The 19240-nt window shown below is 71.5% G+C and carries 15 protein-coding genes; 7 read left to right on the forward strand and 8 right to left on the reverse strand.

The features are described from left to right. Positions 1-773: 773 nt before the first annotated feature. Complete coding sequence (locus ACZ6S0_RS38630; RefSeq protein WP_465924291.1) at positions 774-1511, forward strand: YaaA family protein; 738 nt, start codon at positions 774-776, stop codon at positions 1509-1511. A gap of 418 nt (positions 1512-1929) precedes the next feature. Here the strand turns inward: ACZ6S0_RS38630 and ACZ6S0_RS38635 are convergent, their stop codons facing one another. The 3 genes from ACZ6S0_RS38635 to ACZ6S0_RS38645 form a co-directional block, all read right to left on the reverse strand. After that, positions 1930-3585 carry an RNA polymerase sigma factor gene (locus ACZ6S0_RS38635; RefSeq protein WP_465924292.1) on the reverse strand — a complete coding sequence of 552 codons (1656 nt, stop codon included), beginning with the start codon at positions 3583-3585 and terminating at the stop codon, positions 1930-1932. A gap of 242 nt (positions 3586-3827) precedes the next feature. After that, the gene (locus tag ACZ6S0_RS38640; RefSeq protein ID WP_344887253.1) at positions 3828-5921 is read right to left on the reverse strand and encodes a SpoIIE family protein phosphatase; all 2094 of its coding nucleotides are present in this window, start codon (positions 5919-5921) and stop codon (positions 3828-3830) included. 244 nt (positions 5922-6165) lie between these two features. Next, positions 6166-6735: an HhH-GPD-type base excision DNA repair protein gene (locus ACZ6S0_RS38645; RefSeq protein ID WP_465924293.1), complete on the reverse strand. Its 570-nt coding sequence runs from the start codon at positions 6733-6735 to the stop codon at positions 6166-6168. Between the two features lie 153 nt (positions 6736-6888). On the opposite strand from ACZ6S0_RS38645, the gene ACZ6S0_RS38650 reads away from it, so the two are divergent. The 5 genes from ACZ6S0_RS38650 (at position 6889) to ACZ6S0_RS38670 (ending at position 11185) form a co-directional block, all read left to right on the forward strand. Continuing rightward, the gene (locus ACZ6S0_RS38650) at positions 6889-7113 is read left to right on the forward strand and encodes a hypothetical protein (RefSeq protein ID WP_344887249.1); all 225 of its coding nucleotides are present in this window, start codon (positions 6889-6891) and stop codon (positions 7111-7113) included. A 200-nt stretch (positions 7114-7313) separates the two neighbouring features. Further along, positions 7314-8807, forward strand: coding sequence for a hypothetical protein (locus ACZ6S0_RS38655; RefSeq protein WP_465924428.1), 1494 nt, complete (start codon positions 7314-7316; stop codon positions 8805-8807). Between the two features lie 175 nt (positions 8808-8982). After that, the gene (locus ACZ6S0_RS38660; RefSeq protein ID WP_465924294.1) at positions 8983-9738 is read left to right on the forward strand and encodes a LamB/YcsF family protein; all 756 of its coding nucleotides are present in this window, start codon (positions 8983-8985) and stop codon (positions 9736-9738) included. Continuing rightward, positions 9735-10352, forward strand: a complete 618-nt coding sequence (locus ACZ6S0_RS38665) for a 5-oxoprolinase subunit B family protein (RefSeq protein WP_465924295.1) — start codon at positions 9735-9737, stop codon at positions 10350-10352. Before ACZ6S0_RS38660 ends, ACZ6S0_RS38665 begins: the two co-directional genes overlap by 4 nt. Then, complete coding sequence (locus ACZ6S0_RS38670; RefSeq protein ID WP_465924296.1) at positions 10349-11185, forward strand: 5-oxoprolinase subunit C family protein; 837 nt, start codon at positions 10349-10351, stop codon at positions 11183-11185. Before ACZ6S0_RS38665 ends, ACZ6S0_RS38670 begins: the two co-directional genes overlap by 4 nt. Here the strand turns inward: ACZ6S0_RS38670 and ACZ6S0_RS38675 are convergent. After that, on the reverse strand, positions 11163-11993 hold the full coding sequence (locus ACZ6S0_RS38675) for a PhzF family phenazine biosynthesis protein (RefSeq protein WP_465924297.1): 831 nt from the start codon (positions 11991-11993) through the stop codon (positions 11163-11165). The genes ACZ6S0_RS38670 and ACZ6S0_RS38675 overlap by 23 nt on opposite strands. A 60-nt stretch (positions 11994-12053) precedes the next feature. Here ACZ6S0_RS38675 and sthA point away from each other — a divergent pair, with 60 nt between their 5' ends. Continuing rightward, positions 12054-13457, forward strand: coding sequence for a Si-specific NAD(P)(+) transhydrogenase (sthA, locus tag ACZ6S0_RS38680; RefSeq protein ID WP_465924298.1), 1404 nt, complete (start codon positions 12054-12056; stop codon positions 13455-13457). A 25-nt stretch (positions 13458-13482) separates the two neighbouring features. Here sthA and ACZ6S0_RS38685 read toward each other — a convergent pair whose 3' ends face one another. The 4 genes from ACZ6S0_RS38685 to ACZ6S0_RS38700 all read right to left on the reverse strand — a co-directional run bounded on the left by ACZ6S0_RS38685 (position 13483) and on the right by ACZ6S0_RS38700 (position 19042). Then, positions 13483-15330: a ricin-type beta-trefoil lectin domain protein gene (locus tag ACZ6S0_RS38685; RefSeq protein WP_465924299.1), complete on the reverse strand. Its 1848-nt coding sequence runs from the start codon at positions 15328-15330 to the stop codon at positions 13483-13485. A 128-nt stretch (positions 15331-15458) separates the two neighbouring features. Then, positions 15459-16607, reverse strand: coding sequence for a LacI family DNA-binding transcriptional regulator (locus tag ACZ6S0_RS38690; protein WP_465924300.1), 1149 nt, complete (start codon positions 16605-16607; stop codon positions 15459-15461). Positions 16608-16742: 135 nt separating this feature from the next. Further along, positions 16743-17477 (reverse strand): DoxX family protein, encoded by a 735-nt coding sequence (locus tag ACZ6S0_RS38695; RefSeq protein WP_465924301.1) that lies wholly within the window; start codon positions 17475-17477, stop codon positions 16743-16745. Between the two features lie 35 nt (positions 17478-17512). Further along, the gene (locus ACZ6S0_RS38700; RefSeq protein WP_465924302.1) at positions 17513-19042 is read right to left on the reverse strand and encodes an MFS transporter; all 1530 of its coding nucleotides are present in this window, start codon (positions 19040-19042) and stop codon (positions 17513-17515) included. Between the last annotated feature and the right edge of the window lie 198 nt (positions 19043-19240).

Below are 19240 nucleotides of genomic sequence, written 5' to 3' on the forward strand. Positions count from 1 at the left end.
AAACCCATTAGTTTCCCCCCCCGGGGTGGCCCCCGCCCCGCCCGGTTGTTTATTAAAAAAAAAATACCCCCCCCCCCCCCCCGCGGCCCCCCCGGCCCCCCGGGGGGGGGCCCGCCGCTCTGCGCATTGACCACGCTCAACGCCCTCAAGGCAACCGAAGAGCGCGAAACCGAACGACTCCGGAGCGTCCGGACCCGTTCGGAGTGTCCGGACAGACGGCGAGGCCGGGCGGCGACTCCGGACTGTTCGAGGCGGGACTCCGAGATGTCCGAAGTAGTGAGACTCCGGGCTCTCCCAGGCGTTCGCGGCGGTGATGAGTGTGGTGGGCAGGAGTCGTACGCGGGTGGTCAGGGGCTCGCCCGCGCGTATGCGGCCGGCCAGCCGGAGTGCGAGATCGGCCAGGCGTGCGGGGTCCTGGGCGGCGGTGGCCTTGAGGGGGCCGCCGGTGGCGATGGCCGTGGTGGCGGCGGCCGAGCCGTCCACGCTCACCACGGGCGGGGCCTCCGGTGAGGCTCCGGGCCGTCCGAGATGGGGCTCCGCGATGTCCCGGGCAGGGCTGCGGAATGCCCGAGGTGAAGCTCCGCGATCTCCCGGGCAGGGCTCAGGGATGTCCTGGGCGGGGCTCCGCAATGGGCCGGGCGGGGCTCCGCGCTGGGCTGGGCGGGGCTGCGGAATGTCCTGGGCGGGGCTCAGGGATGTCCGAGGCTGGGGCGCGGGGTTGCCGGGCAGCGCGTTGGCCTGGGCCGATGCCTGGGCCAATAGGGTAGGGCGTTGTGTTGATCCTGTTGCCGCCGTCAGAGGGCAAGGCGTCAGAAGGCAGCGGCCCGCCCGTCGGCGAGCTGTCCTTCCCGGCCCTCGACAAGCACCGCAAACGAGTGCTGACCGCCCTCGTCCGAGCCTCCAAACGCCGCGACGCCCTCGACGTGCTCGGCCTGACCCCGGGCCTGGCCGGTGAGCTGGAGAAGAACGCGGCGCTCAGGACGGCCCCCACGCTCCCCGCCGCGGCCCTCTACACCGGGGTCCTCTACGACAACCTCGGCCTGCGCTCGATGGACGAGGAGTCCAGGAGGCGGGCGGAGGAGTCGCTGCTGGTCTTCTCCGGCCTGTGGGGTGTGGTGAGAATCACAGACCACATTCCGCCGTACCGGCTCTCCATGGGTGTCAGCCTGCCGCCGCTCGGCGGGCTGGCGGCGTTCTGGCGGCCGCAGATCGCCAAGCAGCTCGACGGGCTGCCGGGGCTGGTGGTGGATCTGCGCTCGGCCACCTACGCGGGCGCCTGGCAACCGGGTGAGCGGTCGGTGACCGTACGCGTGTTCAGGGACGGCAAGGTCGTCAGCCACATGGCCAAGGCGACCAGGGGCGAGATCGCCCGCGCGCTGCTGCTCCGCGACACCGCGCCCGCCACGCCCGACGAACTGGTCAAGACTCTCGACGACCTGGGCTACACCGTCACCCTCGCCCCACCGCCCCGCGCCGGACGCCCCTGGACCCTGGACGTCCACGTCAACTGAGACCTCCCGCGAGACCGTCCTCTCACGGAAAACGGAAACGGGAGAACGGCCACCTTCGCGGACGTCTTCTGGTGGGAAGCACGCCACCCCCGCGGGCACCTTCCCGCAGGCAGAAGCCGCAGAACTCCCGCAGACGCCTTCCCGCAGACAGGAGCCGCAGGACTCCCGCGGAGCCTTCCCGCAGAAGCCGCAGGGCTCCCGCGCGCGCCTTCTCGGGAAGGCGCGCGCTCCTGCAAGCGGCCACGCGCGGCAGGAGCAGGGATCTCCTGAGCGTTCTCCTGTGGAAGCGCCGGAAGCTGCCTGCGGAAGGCTGCTCGCGAAGAGCCGCGCGTTCCCGGAAAAGTCGCACGCCCCGTCCGGGAACTCCCGGCGGGGCGTGCGGCGACGCGCGTGTGGTCGGCCCATGGCCGACCGGCCGTCAGTCGAGGTAGTCGCGCAGCACCTGGGACCGAGACGGGTGGCGCAGCTTGGACATGGTCTTCGACTCGATCTGGCGGATGCGCTCACGGGTGACCCCGTAAACCTTGCCGATCTCGTCGAGCGTCTTGGGCTGCCCGTCGGTCAGGCCGAAGCGCATCGACACGACGCCCGCCTCGCGCTCCGACAGCGTGTCGAGAACGGAGTGCAACTGCTCCTGCAGCAGCGTGAAGCTGACGGCGTCGGCCGGGACGATGGCCTCGGAGTCTTCGATCAGGTCACCGAACTCGCTGTCACCCTCCTCGCCCAGCGGGGTGTGCAGCGAGATGGGCTCGCGGCCGTACTTCTGGACCTCGACGACCTTCTCGGGCGTCATGTCCAGCTCGCGGGCCAGCTCTTCCGGCGTGGGCTCGCGGCCCAGGTCCTGCAGCATCTGCCGCTGGACGCGGGCCAGCTTGTTGATCACTTCGACCATGTGGACCGGGATGCGGATGGTCCGCGCCTGGTCGGCCATGGCCCGCGTGATCGCCTGCCGGATCCACCACGTGGCGTAGGTGGAGAACTTGTAACCCTTGGTGTAGTCGAACTTCTCGACGGCCCTGATCAGGCCCAGGTTGCCTTCCTGGATCAGGTCGAGGAACAGCATGCCGCGCCCGGTGTAGCGCTTGGCCAGCGAGACCACGAGCCGGAGGTTGGCCTCCAGCAGGTGGTTCTTGGCGCGGCGGCCGTCTTCGGCGATCCACTCCAGCTCGGCCTTGACGTCGACCGGCAGCCCGTCGGTCTCGCCGCCGCCGAGTTGCTCCTCGGCGAACAGGCCGGCCTCGATGCGCTTGGCCAGCTCGACCTCCTGCTCGGCGTTGAGCAGGGGGACCTTGCCGATCTGCTTGAGGTAGTCCTTGACCGGGTCGGCGGTGGCGCCGGCGGCGGCGACCTGCGCGACCGGGGCGTCATCGTCGTCGTCGGAGAGGATGAGGACCTCGTCCTCGCTCTTCTCCGCCGTGACCTCGGCGGCCTTGGGCTCCTCCTCGGTCTCTTCCTCGGACTCGGACTCGCCTTCGGAGTCGGACTCGCCCTCGGCGACGATGTCGTCGTCCTCGACGTCGATGTCTTCGAGGTCCTCCAGCTCCACGTCGCCGTCGAGCTCGATGTCATCGTCGTCGTCGGCGTCGGCCCGCGAGGACTCGGACGCCTTCGGCTTGGTCTCGGCAGGCCCAGCGCTCTTCGGCTCGGCCTTCTTGGCGGCGGCGGTGGCCGCGGCCTTCTTCGCCGCCGGAGCGGCCTTCTTGGCAGGGGCCGCCTTCTTGGCGGCCGGCTCGGCTTCAGCGGTGCCGACGACCGCGGTCACGGTCTCGGGCTGCTGCTCTTTGGCGGCCGCCGCCGTCTTGGTCTTGACGGGGGCGGCGGTGCGGCGCTTTGCTGGACGAGCCTTCTTCGGCGCAGCCGAATCCGCGGCGGTCACCACCACGGTCACGCCCTCTTTGCTGAGGTTCCGCAAGAACGCGGCGGCGTGCGACATGGGGATGTCCGCCTCCTCGAAGGCCTGGCGGACATCCTCAGACTCGAGGAAACCCTGCGAGCGCCCACGCTCGAGCAGTCGCTGAATGACGGGCTCGTTCAGCTCTTGTGGCTTCGAGCGAGTCGAACTTGCAGGCGACACGAACACCTCTCGAACGAACGCGTGGCGACAATGGACCCAGATGCCCGCTGGGGGGCTGTTGCCTCTCTCGGAGATCGTTGAGGCCGTGCGGACCGCGACGGACCTGCACAGCATTGTGACACGACCCCGCGCTTCACACGGCCACCTCCCGGCGGTTGACCTCCACCCTAGGCCGACCAACACAGTAGTGCGTACGTAAGCGGGGCACTGATACCCGAAAGCAACCGTTATGACTGTTTCATTCAGTCACTCTTCGTAGCTGGTGGGACGTGAATTGCGAGCGCGGTAACGTCATCATCCTGTTCATATCCGAACAACATCCGGTCAACCAGGAAGTCCAGCAGCATGTGCGGACTTCTCACCACCTCAGGCGGGGCTTCGGTCACAACACTGCAAAGCTCTGCCAAACCGGCATCCAGCCCGCGCTTCCTGTTCTCGACGAGGCCGTCGGAGTAGAGCACGGCGGTATGGCCGGGCGGCACCACGAACCGGAACTGCCTGCGGCTGGTCGGCCAGCCTAGCGGAGTGCCGGGCTCTGCGTCGCACAGGATCGCCGTGCCCTGCGGAGAGACCAGAACAGGCGGCGGGTGACCGGCCAGGGCCAGCGTGCCCTCACCGGTGACGGGCTCGACGACCATGTACGCCAGGGTCGTGACCTGCTCTTCTTCCTCGGTGGCCTCGAAGACCCGGTCGAGGCCGGTGAGCACGGCCGCGGGCGGCGGGTTGGTCAGCGCCAGGGCCCGCATGGCGTTGCGGATGCGGCCCATCCCCGCAGCCGCCTTCACGCCCTTGCCCATGACGTCGCCGACCACCGCCGCGACACGCCCGTCCTGCAGCACGAACGCGTCGTACCAGTCGCCGCCGACCTGGACGTGGCGGCTGCCCGAGCGGAACCGCTGGGCCAGCTCCAGGCCCTTGACCACGGGCAGGCGGTCGGGCAGCAGGCTGCGCTGCAACGTCTCGGCGGTGCGGTGCTCACGCTCGAACAGCGTGGCCCGCTCCACCGCCAGCGCGCACTGCCCGGCCAGCGCCTCCAGGAAGACGCCGTCCTCCTGCGAGATCTTCTGCGGGCGGGTGAAGGAGAATCGGAGCGCTCCCAGGGCGCGGCCCGCAGCCAGGAGCGGCAGCCCCACCCAGGCTTTCTCGTCGCCGTGGGCCAGGAACCCGGCCAGGACCTCCTCGTCGCCGCCCACCTCGAGGAGCTGGGCCTTCAGCGAGTCGGGCGACTCGGCGAAGACCGGCCTGCGGCTGTTGACCGCCATGGTCATCACGTTGGAGTGGGACAGCGGGATCTCGTCGCCGGTGGCCCCGGACGCCTCGAGGATGCCCTCGCCGTTGATCAGCTTGAGCGCGGCGCGGTCGGTGTCGAGCAGCGCGACCGCCGAGCGGTCGGCGGCCAGGGCGGTGCGGCCCACGTCGATGATGACCTGCACCACCTGCTCGACCGTGAGCGCCTCGGCCAACTGCGCGGTGGCGCCCTGCAGCCGGGCGGTGCGCAGGGCGGCGGCGCCGAGCTGGTCGGTCAGCCTGCCGCGCATCTCCTCGGCCTCGCGCTGCGGCGTCACGTCGGTGTTGGCGCCCACCCACTCGACCACCCTGCCGTGGCGGATGATCGGCACGGCCCGCACCTCGAAGTGGCGGTAGCCGCTGGCCCTGGTGCGCACGCGGTAGTTCCACTCGAACATGGTCCGGCCGCGCAGCGCCTCGCGCCACGCCTCCTCGGTCTGCTGGCGCTCTTCCGGATGGACGACCTCCAGCCAGCCGCTGGCGAGGTATTCCTCGAGGCCCTGGCCGGTGATCGCGCGCCACTGCGGCGCGTCCTCGACGACCGCGCCGGTGGGCGAGGTGATCCAGACGAGCTGCGACTGCGCCTCGACCAGCGAGCGGTAGCGCTCCTCGCTGCGGCGCAGGGCCTCCTCGGTCTGGCGGCTCTCGGTCACGTCGAGGCCGACCAGGGCGATGGCGCGCAGTTCGCCGGCGTCGTCGTGGACCGGCGAGAACGACAGCGACCAGTGCCGGGTGTCGCCCTCGGCGGACCGCACCCGCACGCGGCCCTCGGTGACCGGCGCGTCGGTCTCGATCACGGCCTGTACGGCGTGCGTGATGATCTGGCTGAGGTCGGCGGCGAGCACCTCGACGGGCTGTCGGCCGGTCATGCGCTCGACGGCCACGTTGACGACGTCGCTGAACACGTCGTTGACCCGCTGGATGCGGCTGTCGGCGTCGAAGAACGCGAAGGCGAACTCCGCCTCCGACAACATGCCCCTGAAGAGGGCGGAGTCTGAGATGTCCACATCCGACTCCCGGGGACGGGGAACGGAGGTCTCGGCGCTCATGGTCCGCACCTCCGTCGCGTGCCAGGGTCTCCCACGCGGCACATCTCCATAACTGTGTATCGGCGTAGCGCAGCTCCGGGCGACCGGATCCTGCAGTACATCATCGACGATGGGCAGGTACGGACGGAAGCCCCCGCCGCGGCCCTGTCGCCTCTAGGGTCTACGCATCCTGTCAAAGTCGCTCCACGTTGCGCAGCAAGATCAGGTTACAGCGCCAGATTGCCGGGACGAATGCCCGCCACGACTACTGGGCCTTGGCCGCGCGTTTGGCCTCCTGCTTGGCCGTCCGCACGCGCGCCAGACTGTCGGCGTCGATCACGTCGGCCACCGATCGATGCGAGCCGTCCTCACCATAGAGCCCGGCCGCCTCACGCCAGCCTGGCGGCTGGACCCCCAGTTGCTTGCCCAGCAATGCCAAAAAGATCTGGGCCTTCTGCTTGCCGTATCCCGGAAGGGCCATGAGTCGTTTCAGCAACTCTTGGCCGTCGGCGGCGTCGGCCCATATCCGCTCCGGCCGCCCGTCGTAGTGCTCGACCAGGTAGAGCGCGAGCTGCTGGACCCGCGCCGCCATCGACTTCGGGTAGCGGTGCACGGCCGGCTTGTCCGCCAGCAGCGCGACGAACGCCTCCGGGTCGTAGGCGGCGATCTCGCCCGCGGTGAGGTCGCGGCCGAGCCGCTGCGAGATCGTGTACGGCCCCGTGAACGCCCACTCCATGGGGATCTGCTGGTCGAGCAGCATTCCGACGAGCAGGGCGAGCGGGCTGCGGCCGAGGAGCTCGTCTGCCTCGCTCCGCTGGGCGAGCTGGATGCGCATGGAGACAGCTTCGCACGAAAGCACGCCGGGTGAAGTGAACACAGCCGTCGCTGGGCCTTGACACCTGCCCGAGAAAAGGTGAAATGAGAGCGCAAGTCGCCCTGCAGACATTCCTGGGGGTTTGCCCCGGGGCTCCAGAGGAATCTCACTTCTATGCTCGCTCTGGCCATACGGTTCCTGCGGGAGCCGGTCAGTCTCAGGCTCGCCGAAGAGTTCCTGACCGTGCCCGTGGACACGATCGACCGCTGCGTCGCCGACGTGTGCGCGTGCGCGCAGCACCTGGGCATCTCGGCGACGCCCGAAATCGTGGAACGCATCGCTCGTGAGCACCTGCTCGCGATCGTGAACTCCGCGCCGCCGCCCCGCGGCATTCGCTGACGCGTCGAAGGGGCGAACGCGGGCAGAGTAAGAATCGTCCGGATCGGCGTGCCCGCCGAAATCGCCGTTCCCGATAACATCGAGGTCACCAGGCCGAGTTCTACGCACCGTTTGCGCCTGGAATACGAGAGAGTGAGGGCGTGCGCCGACACCGACGAGATCCCCGGGAGAGCACCCCTCCGGACGACGTGTTCAAGGAGATGGTGCAGGCGGCTCGTGAGCTGCTGGCCGTGCGCACGCCTCTCGACGCCGAGTTGATGGTCTCCGACATGATCGGGGCCTGGTGGGGCAGGCGGGTCAGGGGAGGCGACGTCGAGCAGGTGCTCGGGGAGGGGCTGGTCGACTACGGCGCCAAGGCGGGCACGCCGGCCTCGCTGACGCTGCTGATCTGCCTGGCCTATCTGGGCACCGCCCGCCAGGGCGCCAAGGCCGAGGGCGCGGCGCTGGCGATGATGGAGTCGGGGGTGGCCAGGCCGGGCTGGGCCGACCGGGTGGGCGCGGTCAAGCCGGCCGGCTGCTACGTCTCCCGCGACGCCTACGGCGACCAGGACACGGTGATCTGCGTCTTCGCCTACCGCTCGATCGAGAGCGAGCAGCCGGTCGACCGCCACGCGCTGGTGCTGGTGGTCGACCACAACATGAACGGCATGGCGCGCGACGCCTGGGTGTCCTCCCAGGTCGACAAGCTGCTCGAGCAGGCCAGGGCCGAGGCGGCGGGCAATCCGCTGCTGCTGTTCGAGGAGATCGCGCCCGAGCAGGCCAGGGCGCTGCTGGAGTCGGCCATGAAGGCCACCAGGGAGCAGAAGACGCCGCCGCCGCCGGTCAGCGACAGCTACAGCGCCTACCACGCCTTCGCCCGCGCCCGGCTCAAGGCGCTGCCTCCGGGGCGCAAGCGGCCGGCGCCGCTGCACAGCGAGGCCCCGTACAGCAGGGAGCGGCGGGCCATGCTGGCGGCGGAGTTTCTGGCCTCCGACGCGGCCGAGCACCTGTCCGACCCGTCGGCGGCCTCGCGCTGCGCCGACCACATCATCGACTACGGGTGCGAGCAGGACTTCAACCGGCCGCTGCGGGTGAGCCCGACCAAGTGCGAGACGTTCCTGCTCGACTGGCTGCCGCGCAAGGTGATGCTGAGCGTGGCCGAGCAGGAGGCGATGCCGCACGCGCTGTCGGCCTGGGTACGCTTCGCCGCGCACCGCACCGGCCTGCCCGAGCAGGGGCTCAAGGCCACGCTCGACGCGGTGTGGGGGGCGATCGGGAAGTTCCCCGAGGCGTACCGCGACCCGACGTCGTTCGGGCTCGACCGGCCGCTGCTGGAGCGGCTGCTGCCGGACGGCGACCTGTCGGCGCTGGCCAGGCGGGCCTTCGCGTTCCCCTATCTGCAGGGCACGCACAACGGGATCGAGCTCGACCGGCTCGACCCCGCCGACCAGGCCGACCGGCGTACGTTACTCGAGATCGACCACGGCGGCACGACCGACCAGGAGCACCTGGCCTGGCACGAGGAGATCGCCACCCGGCTGTGGGACGGCGACCCGCCCCAGCTCTGGGAGGCGGCGCAGCGGCTGCTCGACCTCGGCCACGACCGCCACGACGTGCTGCACGTGCTCATCGAGATCGTGGAGCGCATCGGCGGCGACCCCGACGAGCTGGCCGCGGCCCTCGACGACATCGCCGACATACCCGACGAGTTCTGAGCCGCGGGCCCGCCCCTCCGGCGGCTTCGGCGGCGCTCCACTCCCCCGGCCGCACATCGCGCGTGGAGCACATGCCCTGGCTCGTTCCACTTTGTCCGGCGACGGCGGCGAGATCGGCCCGGTCACTCCCACGGTGTCCGTCGCGCCGGAGGGGCGATGCCGCCATGATGGTGCCATGGTGATCGACCTCAACGCGGACCTGGGCGAGGGTTTCGGCATCTGGCGGCTGGGCGACGACCTCGCGCTGCTCGACATCGTCACGAGCGCCAACGTGGCCTGCGGGTTCCACGCCGGCGACCCGGTGACGATCAGGCGCACGTGCGCGGCGGCCGTCGACCGCGGCGTGGCGATCGGGGCGCAGGTGTCCTATCGCGACCTGGCCCACTTCGGACGCAGGGAGATGGACGTCGAGCCCGAGGAGCTGTGCGCCGAGGTGCTCTACCAGCTCGCGGCCGTCGACGGCATCGCCAGGGCGATGGGCGGCCGGGTCTCCTACGTCAAGCCGCACGGCGCGCTCTACAACCGGATCTGCCGCGACGACGTGCAGGCGGCGGCCGTGATCGACGCGGTGGCCGACTACGACCCTTCGCTGCCGGTGCTGACGCTGCCCGGCTCGGTCGTGCACAAGGTGGCGGCGGCCGAGGGCGTGCCGACGGTGAGCGAGGCGTTCGCCGACCGCGCGTACACCGCCCAGGGCATGCTGGTGTCGCGCCGCGAGCCGGGCGCGGTCATCCACGACGAAGCCGCGGTGTCCGCGCGTGCCCTGCAGATGGCCGTGGACGGCTCTGTGACGGCCGTTGACGGGACTTCCGTCCCGATTTCTGCGCGTTCCATCTGCGTTCACGGAGACACGCCTGACGCCGTCAGGCTGGCGCAGGGAGTGCGTGACACGCTGCTGGCGGCCGGAGTGGTCCTGCAGGCGTTCGCGTGATCCGGACGGCCGGGGAGCACGGGCTGCTGGTGGAGACGGGCTCGCTGGAGCTGTCGCACCGGCTGGACGCGGCGCTGCGGGCGCGGCGGCCCGACGGGGTCGTGGAGATCGTGCCGGGTCCTGAGACGGTGCTGGTGGTGGCCCCGGGCGCGGATCAGGGCCGGCTGCGGGCCCGGCTGGAGGAGCTGGCGCGGGAGGAACGCGGCCGGGCGGCCACGGGCGCGCCCGGTGAACGGCAGGTCGTGACGATCCCCGTGGTCTACGACGGGGCCGACCTCGACTCCGTGGCGGCGCTGGCGGGGATCTCCGCCGACGAGGTGGTCGCCCGGCACACAGGGCGGGAGCTGGTGGTGGGGTGGCTGGGGTTCGCCCCGGGCTTCGCCTATCTCACCGGCCTCGACCCGGTGCTGGAGACGCCGAGGCTGGACACGCCGCGCACGTCGGTGCCCGCCGGGTCGGTGGCGGTGGCGGGGCCCTACTCGGCGGTGTACCCGGCCGCGTCGCCGGGCGGGTGGCGGCTCATCGGGCGGACGACGACGCGGGTGTGGGACGTGACGGCCGACCCGCCCTCGCTGTTCAGGCCGGGCATGCGCGTACGGTTCGAGGCGGCATGATCGAGGTCGTGGCGGCGGGGCCGTACGCGTCCGTCCAGGATCTGGGCCGGCCCGGTCTGGCCCATCTGGGGGTGCCCCGGTCGGGCGCGGCAGACGCGCCGAGCCTGCGGCTGGCCAACCGGCTGGTCGGCAACGCCGAAGGGCTGGCGGGGATCGAGCTGACGTTCGGGCTGGCGCGGCTGCGTTTCCTGGCCGGGGCGTGGGTGGCGCTGACGGGCGCGCCCCTGGCGTCGGGGGCGGACATGGGGGTGCCGTTCTGGGTTCCCTCGGGCGTTGAGCTGCGGCTGGGGCCGCCGGTGTGGGGGCTGCGCACGTACGTGGCCGTGCGCGGCGGGATCGCGGTGGAGCCGGTGCTGGGCAGCCGGTCCACCGACTCCCTGTCGGGGCTGGGGCCGGAGCCGCTGCGGCCGGGCACGCTGCTGCCGGTCGGCCGGCCGGAGGGGGTGATCTCCGCCGATCTGGCGCCCCAGGCGGGGCCGCGGCCGGCCGTGCTGCGGGTGCTGCCGGGGCCTCGGGACGACTGGTTCGTCACGGGGGCGGTGGGCGAGCTGTGCGCGCGGCCGTACACGGTGACGCAGGACAGCAACCGCGTCGGCGTACGGCTGCGCGGCCCCGAGCTGGCCCGCGCCAAGGACGGCGAGCTGCCCAGCGAGGGCATGGTCACCGGGGCCGTGCAGGTGCCGCCGAGCGGGCAGCCCATCGTGTTCCTCGCCGACCATCCCCCGACCGGGGGCTATCCGGTGATCGCCGTGGTGCGCGAGGCCGACCTGCCGGTCGCCGCCCAGCTCAGGCCGGGCGACGAGGTGCGCTTCACAACGCGACCCGGCCCGTGACGCAGGTGAGGACGGCGCCGCCGACCCAGACGTCCCCTTCCGCTCCGGCGGACACGTGGATCCGCCCCGCGCGGCCGATCGCGGTGCCCTGGGAGGCCACGTAAGGGGCCGTGGCCCGGCCGGTGCGCAGCAGCCACTGGGCCAGAGAGGCGTTGAGGCTGCCGGTCACGGGGTCCTCCACGGCGGCGCCCTGGTGCGGGATGAACGCCCGTACCTCGAAGGCGACCGGCTCCCCCGCCGGGTACGGGCCCACCACGCCGACGTCCACCGGCACCGCCCCCGGGCGCAGCGCCAGCACCGCCGCGGCGTCCGCCAGCAGCACCCCGACCCAGCCCGGGCCGTTGTCGGCCCATTCGGCGGCGACGACGTCGGCGCGTCCGATGCCGAGCGACCCGGCGATGCGTACCAGGAGGTCCTCGTCCACGGGCCCCGAGCGGATCAGGGGCGGCGCCTGGAACGCCAGGCCGTCGTCCGAGACGCGCAGGCGGACGAGCCCGGCCTCGCACTCCTGCACGACCTCGCCGGTCGCGCGCGGCTCGCCTCCGCCCTCCAGCCAGGCGTGGCAGGAGCCCAGGGTGGGGTGCCCGGCGAAGGGCAGCTCGGACTCGGTGGTGAAGATGCGGACGCGGTAGTCGGCGTCCGGCGTGGTGGGCGGCAGCAGAAAGGTGGTCTCGGCCAGGTTCGTCCACCTGGCGAAGCGCTGCATCTCGGCCGCGGTGAGCCCGTCACCGTCGAGCACGACCGCGAGCGCGTTGCCCTGGTAGGGGGCGGGGGCGAAGACATCGACCTGGGTGAATCTGCGCGACATACTACGGAGTCTCGCAGACAGGTCTTTTCCCGATAACGTGCCGCCCGCAAACTGGACCACGTGGCGGACTTTGACGTTGTGGTCCTGGGTTCCGGACCGGGTGGGCAGAAGGCGGCGATCGCGGCCGCGAAACTCGGCAAGCGGGTGGCGGTGGTCGAGAAGAAACACATGATCGGCGGCGTATGCATCAACACGGGCACGATCCCGTCGAAGACGCTGCGCGAGGCCGTCCTCTATCTCACGGGTCTCAACCAACGCGACCTGTACGGCGCCAGCTACCGCGTGAAGGAGGAGATCACGGTCGCCGACCTGGGGATGCGCACCCAGCACGTGATCGGCAGGGAGATCCAGGTGATCCGCAGCCAACTCGCCCGCAACCACGTGACGGTGCTGCACGGCACCGGCCGCTTCCTGGACGCGCACACGATCGGCGTCACGGGCGACGAGGAGCGGAAGATCACGGCCGAGAAGATCGTGATCGCCACGGGCACCTCGCCCGCCCGTCCGGCCACCGTCGAGTTCGACGACAGGACGGTGATCGACTCCGACGCCATCCTGCACCTCGACCGGGTCCCCGAGACGCTGGTCGTGGTGGGCGCGGGGGTGATCGGCATCGAGTACGCCTCCATGTTCGCCGCCCTCGGCACCAAGGTCACGGTGGTGGAGCGGCGCGAGCGCATGCTGGAGTTCTGCGACCTGGAGATCGTGGAGGCGCTGAAGTACCACCTGCGCGACCTGGCGGTGACCTTCAGGTTCGGCGAGAGCGTGGCGGCCGTCGAGCGCCGCCCGCGCGGTGCGCTCACCCTGCTGGAGAGCGGCAAGAAGATCCCCGCCGACTGCGTGATGTACTCGGCCGGCCGCCAGGGCAAGACCGCCGAGCTGTGCCTGGACGCCGCGGGCCTGGCCGCCGACGACCGGGGACGGATCTCGGTGGACGAGAACTTCGCCACCGAGGTGCCGCACATCTACGCCGTCGGCGACGTGATCGGCTTCCCCGCGCTCGCGGCCACGTCGATGGAGCAGGGCCGCCTGGCCGCCCAGCACGCGTGCGGCGAGCCCGCGGGCGACCTGACCGAGCTGCCGCCCATCGGCATCTACACCATTCCGGAGATCAGCTTCGTCGGCCGGTCCGAGGACGAGCTGACCCGCGACAAGGTGCCGTTCGAGGTGGGCGTCTCGCGCTACCGGGAGCTGGCCAGGGGGCAGATCATCGGCGACTCGTACGGGATGCTCAAGCTGCTGGTGTCCTCCGAGGACCGGCGGCTGCTCGGCGTGCACGTGTTCGGCACGGGGGCGACGGAGCTGGTGCACATCGGGCAGACCGTCATGGGGTGCGGCGGGACCGTCGACTACCTGGTCAACGCCGTGTTCAACTATCCGACGCTGGCGGAGTCGTACAAGGTGGCGGCGCTGGACGCGATGAACAAGATGCGGACGGTCGCCCGGCTCACCGCGGAGATGTGAGCCGGGCCGAACGTCTGTCAGCGGGTCAGTTGAGCGTCCACTTCTGGTTGGCGGCGCCCGTGCAGGCCCAGATCTGCAGCCGGGTGCCGTCGGCGCTGGAGTTTCCCGTGGCGTCGGCGCACTTGTTCGTGACGGGGTTCACCAGGTCGCGGCCCGCGGTGTGGGTCCATTGCTGGTTCGCGCCGCCGGTGCAGGACCACAGTTGCAGCATGCTGCCGTCGGCGGTGCCCTGGCCGACGACGTCGAGGCACTTGCCGAGGGCCCGCAGCGTGCCGTCGCCCGGCCTGGTCCACTGCTGGGCGGCGGTGCCGTTGCAGGCGTAGAGCTGTACGGCGGCGCCGTCGGCGCTGCTGCCGCCGGCCACGTCGACGCACTTGCCGCCCAGGCCGGTGATCTGGCCGCCCACGCCGGAGCCCGGCGTGCCCGACCAGGTGAACGTGGCCGTGGTGCGGGCGGGCAGCGTGTACACGAAGGACTGTGCGCCCCAGTTGACCCTGACCGACTGCGCCGAGGTGCCGCCGTTGTGGGCGATGAGCGCCTTGGAGCCGTCGGGGTTGCGGTAGGCCACGTTCTGGACCGTGGAGTTGGCGGTGGAGTCGATCCGGTACGCCCCCGGCTTGACGAACTTGGTCAGGTGGCCGGTCGTGTAGTACTCGACCGTGTAGTCGACCTGGCCGGCGCGCGGGCCGCCCTCCTGGACCGTGATCAGGCCGGTGCAGGTGCCGCAGCCGCCGTTGTGCGGGCCCATGTTCTGGTTGAGGCCCAGGCTCCACTTGACCAGGCTGCCGCTCCAGTTGCGGGCGTAGTTCACGATGTCGGCCATGTCCTCGTTGTGCTGGTTGGCGATCCAGGTGCCGCCCGAGTGCTCGGTGCTGAACTGCCGTACCGAGGGGTACTGGTTGTGCACCTGCGTGCCCACCGCCGGGTCACCCCAGTAGCCGTGCCAGGCGATGCCGCCGAACAGCGGGTCGTTGCGCAGCGCCGAGTCGGCCAGGATGGCGCTGCCGATCTGGCCGTAGTCGCCGTAGTTCCAGTCGTGGACGAGCACCTTCGTGGTGATGCCCGCCGCGCGGAAGGCCGGGTAGACGAAGTTCTTGGTCAGTTCGATGAGGCCGGAGGCGTTCCAGGACATGCCGGGGTAGTTCATGGCGGTCGGGTTGGACGCCTGGCAGCAGTTGGGCTCGTTCTGGACGGAGACGTAGTCGACGCGGACGCCGGCCGCCTGGTAGCTCTGGACGTACTTGACCAGGTACTGGGCGTAGGTGCCGTAGTGCTCCCACTTCAGCCAGCCCATCTGGTCCATCCGGCCGTTGTCCTTCATCCAGCCGGGAGCGCTCCACGGCACGCCCTTGACCCGCAGCGCCGGGTTGAGCTGCTTGGCCTGGGCGGTCAGCAGGCGCACGTTGGTGTCGTAGCCGTTGGCGCCGAAGTCGTTGAGGTCGCAGCAGGTGTCGTCGAGGGAGACCATGCCGGGCCGCGACAGGTCGGAGGCGCCGATCGGGTTGCGGACGAAGGACAGGCCGATGCCGTCGGTCGGCGAGAACAGCCCGCGCATCACCGCGTCGCGCGTGGCCGCGCTGACGGGACCGCCGCGCAGCAGGTAGGCGGTGGTGTCGGTGATCGACGCCCCGCCACCCTCGAACTGCTGGTACGTGGTGCCCTCGTTGACGGTGATCGTGTGGTTGGCGGTGCCGCCCGCGGGGCCGAACGCGATCTGCGTCTGCTGCTGGAGCCCCCGGGTGACGTTGCGTCCGCCGGAGTCGGAGGTGGTCGTGAGCCAGACGTTCACGGGCTCGTTGGCCGCGAGGGCCGGGGCGGGCGCGGCCACACATAAGGCGGCCGCGCAGGTGAGCGCGAGCAGGATCCTGGACACGGCGTTGTCCTTTCAGGGCTTGGGGGGTGATGCCCTTGAAACAAATGAAACAAATGCGTAACACTGCTTGCATTGAGCAGAAGAGCATGAGTCAAGCGGGCAGTCAAGCCATGTAACAAATGAAACAATCAGCGCGGAGCCGGGCCCGTCGAGCCCCGGACGACCAGCTCGGTGCCCAGCGAGACGTGCAGCGCCTCAAGGGTGTGCCTGCTGATCAGCCGCATCAGCAGCGTGACCGCCATCCGGCCCATCTCCTGCAGCGGCTGCCGCACGGTGGTCAGCGCGGGCGAGGTCGCCCTGCTGATGTCGATGTCGTCGAAACCGGCCACCGACAGGTCGCCCGGCACGCTCAGCCCGCGCTCGGCCGCCGCCCGCAGCGCGCCCACCGCCATCTTGTCGTTGAACGCCACCAGCGCCGTCGGCCGCTCCGGCAGGTCGAGCAGCTCGCCGGCCGCCCGGTAGCCGTGCTCGATGTTCGGCTCCGGCACGCTGCGCAGCAGCTCGGGCGCCGGCAGCACCCCGGCGTCGGCCAGCGAGGCGGTGTAGCCGGCCAGCCTGGCCTCGCTGGGCAGCCACTTGAGCGGGCCGCCGATGATGCCGACCCGGCGGTGGCCCAGCTCCACCACGTGCGCCATGAGCGTACGCCCGCCCGCGAAGTGCGCGGCAGAGACGGCCACGATGTCCTTGGGCGGCGGGGTACGCGGGTCGATGACCACGAAGGGGAAGCCGCGGTCGCGCAGGCGTACGAGCTGCTCCCCCGGCTCGGGCGGCAGGATCAGGATCGCGCCCGCGACGCCGGGACGGTCGGGCAGGCCGGGCAGCACCGCGCTCCCCTGCGCCGCCTCCCCCGCGCCGAGGACCATCTGCCGGCCGTGCAGCTCGATGGTCTCGCCCACCGAGGAGACGATGAGCCCGAAATAGTCGGTCAGCACGTACGGGCAGCGCACGTAGACGGCGCCCGTCGCGAGGCCCGTCGCGGCGTCCGGCCCGGGAACGAGCCCAGCCTCGGGCCCCGCTTCGGACCGGGCGTCGGGCCTGGCGTCGGGCCTGGCGTCCGGCAGGGCGCGCGGTCTCGGCGCCTGGTCGCCCAGCCGGCCCACGGCGCGCAGCACCAGCTCGCGGGTGTGCGGGGCGACGTTGGACTGGCCGTTGAGCACGCGCGAGACCGTGGCGATGGACAGGCCGGTCTCCGCCGCGACGTCACGCACCGTCGCGCGCGCCCTGCCCGGCCGCTCCTCCATCACGTTCCCCCGCTCGCCTGGCGTCAGGATATTCACCGGCCGGACCCGATCTCCACCCCGCGCCGCCGGGCGGGACCGGGGGCGGGGCGCACCGGCCAGGAGCGGGACGGATCGACCGGCGGCACGGTGGGTCAGCCTGAGACGCGGTGGGTCGGCCGGAGGCGGGGTGGGTCAGCCGCCGGAGGAGGAGCGGCGGCTGCGGGGTGCGGGTTTCTTGCGGCCCGCCACCAGGGTGTCGCCAGGCGCGGGCGCGGGGTCCTCGGTGCGCTTGGGCTCCCCGGCCGACGCGCGGGCCCGCGGGTGCGGGGCCGTGTCCTCCGTGGGAGAGACCGGCTCGCCGGGCGGGGGCGCGTCCGGCCCCGAGTCGTCCTGTGCCGGGTCGCCCGGCACCGGGTCGCCCGGCGGGGACGCGGCGGGCGACGGCAGGGACGCGGGCGTCCCTGGAGGTTCTCTGAGGGAGGCGATGACGCGATCCGCCTCCGTGTCGGCCGCGAACTCGTCGGCCGCCGCCGACTCCCTCCGCCGGATCACGACCATGTGGTCCACCGATACCCGTCCCGCGCCGACCACGGCGAGCAGGAAGGAGGCGGCTCCGAGGAGGATCAGCTCGTTCAGGCTGATGGGGTTGAGCGGCGGGGCCACCACGAAGACGGCCAGCGCCTCGGCGAAGAGGATCAGCCCGGTCATCGAGACGGCGAGACCGGCGATCAGCAGGGCGCCGCCGATCAGCTCGGCGAGCATGGTGACCGTGGCCCAGGCGCCGGGCGCGGGGGCACCCCGCTCCAGGAACCTCGCGCCGGTGACTTTCAGACCGTCTTCCAGCTTGGCCCAGCCGTTGGCGAAGAAGATGCCGCCCACGCCGAGGCGGGCGACTAAAGCGGCAAGATCACGAAGGGCCTGTTTCACGGTAGTTGTCTGCCCTGAACGGGACATGGCACACCTCAATCACGGCTGAGCAGCGCGGCCACCGCCACGGCGGTCACGCTGAGCAGGACGACGCTCACGACCACGGTCGTGTGCAGGGCATTGACGAAGGCCCACCGGGCGGCGTCGAGCAGTGCCCCACCCGCGTGGCCGCCGACCTGGTCGGCGACGTGCGCCGCCGCGGCCAGCGACTGCCTGGCCTCGTCCATGCCACGGGACGGCACTCCTGGCACGGTGGGGAGCCCGGGGGCGTACACGATCGTGGTGATCGTGCCGAGCACGGCCACGCCGAGCCCGGCCCCCAGCTCGTACGCGGTCTCCTCGATGGCGGCGGCCCCGCCCGCCTTGGACTCGGGCGCGGCGGCCATGATCGTGTCGGACGCGGCCAGCAGCGCCACCTGCACCCCGAACCCGATGCCCACGAAACAGACCGCCAGCATCACGGGGTGCCCCTCGACACCCCAGGTCAAGGTGGGGGTGAGAGCCAGCGCGACGAGGGCGAGGCCGCCGCTCATCGTGGCCCGCAGGCCGAGCCTGGGCAGGATGTGGGCCGCCGCGAGCCCGCCGGAGACGGCCGCGACGACCAGGGGCAGCATCCGCAGCGCCGCGCGTACGGGGGTGTCGCCGAGCACGAGTTGCAGGTACTGGGCGAGCATGAGCTGCAGCCCCACCAGCGCGAACACGCCGAGCAGCACACCCACGACCCCGGTGGTGAACTCGCGCCGCCGAAACAGCCCGACCTCCAGGAACGGCTCGCGCAGCCGCGTCTGCCGCCGGACGAACGCCACCAGCAGCCCCAGCCCGGCCAGGAACACCGCCGCCGACGCCCACAACGGCATCAGGCTGCCCGACCCCGCCTCCTTCAGCCCGAACGCCAGCGCCAGGATGCCGAACACCGACAACAGGGCGCTGGCGCCGTCCCACGGCCGGTCACGGCGTTCGCGCGACTCCGGCAGCAGGCGTACGGCCGCGGGCAGCAGCACCAGCAGGATCGGCACGTTGATGAGGAAGACCGCGCCCCACCAGATGCCGACGAGCACGCCGCCGATGAGCGGCCCGACCGCCGCGCCGGCCGCCGCGACCGCGCTCCAGACGCCCAGCGCGATGGCCCGCTCGCGCCGGTCGGTGAACACCTGCCGGATCAGCGACAGGGTGGCCGGCATGATCATGGCCCCGCCGACGCCGAGCAGCGCCCTGGCCAGGATCAGGGTCAGCGGGGTCGGGGCGAACGCGGCCGCCGTCGAGGCCAGCCCGAACAGCACGAAGCCCCACAGGACCAGCCGTTTGCGGCCGTACTTGTCGCCGAGCGTGCCGAACATGATCAGCAGCGGCGCGACCACCAGCGAATAGACGTCGATGATCCACAGCAGTTGCACGGCGGAGGGCTCGAGCGCGGCCGTGAGCGTGGGCACCGCGATGTGCAGGACGGTGGCGTCGACCGTGATCAGCAACAGGCTCAGGCAGAGCAGCACGAGAACGGCCCAGCGGCGCTGCTGGGGGTCGCGGTCGGCCATGCGGACGGGGGGTGCGGCCTGTGTGACGGTCATGGGCCTCCTTGCAGGCCGATCCCGTCGACGATCCGTTCAGACAGGGCCCGCACGTGCTGGTGGTCGGCGACGGCGGACCAGCGACTCACCGGCTCACCGCCGCCCGGCTCCGGCGCTCCGGCTTGCGTGGCAGCTTAGGCCATGCCACGCGCTTGTCATAGCGGTATCGCCTGATCCGGGAGCCCGGCGCGACCTCTC

The sequence above is a fragment of the Nonomuraea sp. NPDC051298 genome (assembly GCF_055586305.1).

What these genes read in the sequence shown, in the direction of transcription:
- ACZ6S0_RS38640 (WP_344887253.1), bottom strand. Translation starts at nt 5,921, where the DNA reads ATGAGCGCCGAGACCTCCGTTCCCCGTCCCCGGGAGTCGGATGTGGAC.
- ACZ6S0_RS38645 (WP_465924293.1), bottom strand. Translation starts at nt 6,735, where the DNA reads ATGCGCATCCAGCTCGCCCAGCGGAGCGAGGCAGACGAGCTCCTCGGC.
- ACZ6S0_RS38650 (WP_344887249.1), top strand. Translation starts at nt 6,889, where the DNA reads ATGCTCGCTCTGGCCATACGGTTCCTGCGGGAGCCGGTCAGTCTCAGG.
- ACZ6S0_RS38655 (WP_465924428.1), top strand. Translation starts at nt 7,314, where the DNA reads ATGGTGCAGGCGGCTCGTGAGCTGCTGGCCGTGCGCACGCCTCTCGAC.
- ACZ6S0_RS38660 (WP_465924294.1), top strand. Translation starts at nt 8,983, where the DNA reads ATGGTGATCGACCTCAACGCGGACCTGGGCGAGGGTTTCGGCATCTGG.
- ACZ6S0_RS38670 (WP_465924296.1), top strand. Translation starts at nt 10,349, where the DNA reads ATGATCGAGGTCGTGGCGGCGGGGCCGTACGCGTCCGTCCAGGATCTG.
- ACZ6S0_RS38675 (WP_465924297.1), bottom strand. Translation starts at nt 11,993, where the DNA reads ATGTCGCGCAGATTCACCCAGGTCGATGTCTTCGCCCCCGCCCCCTAC.
- ACZ6S0_RS38700 (WP_465924302.1), bottom strand. Translation starts at nt 19,042, where the DNA reads ATGACCGTCACACAGGCCGCACCCCCCGTCCGCATGGCCGACCGCGAC.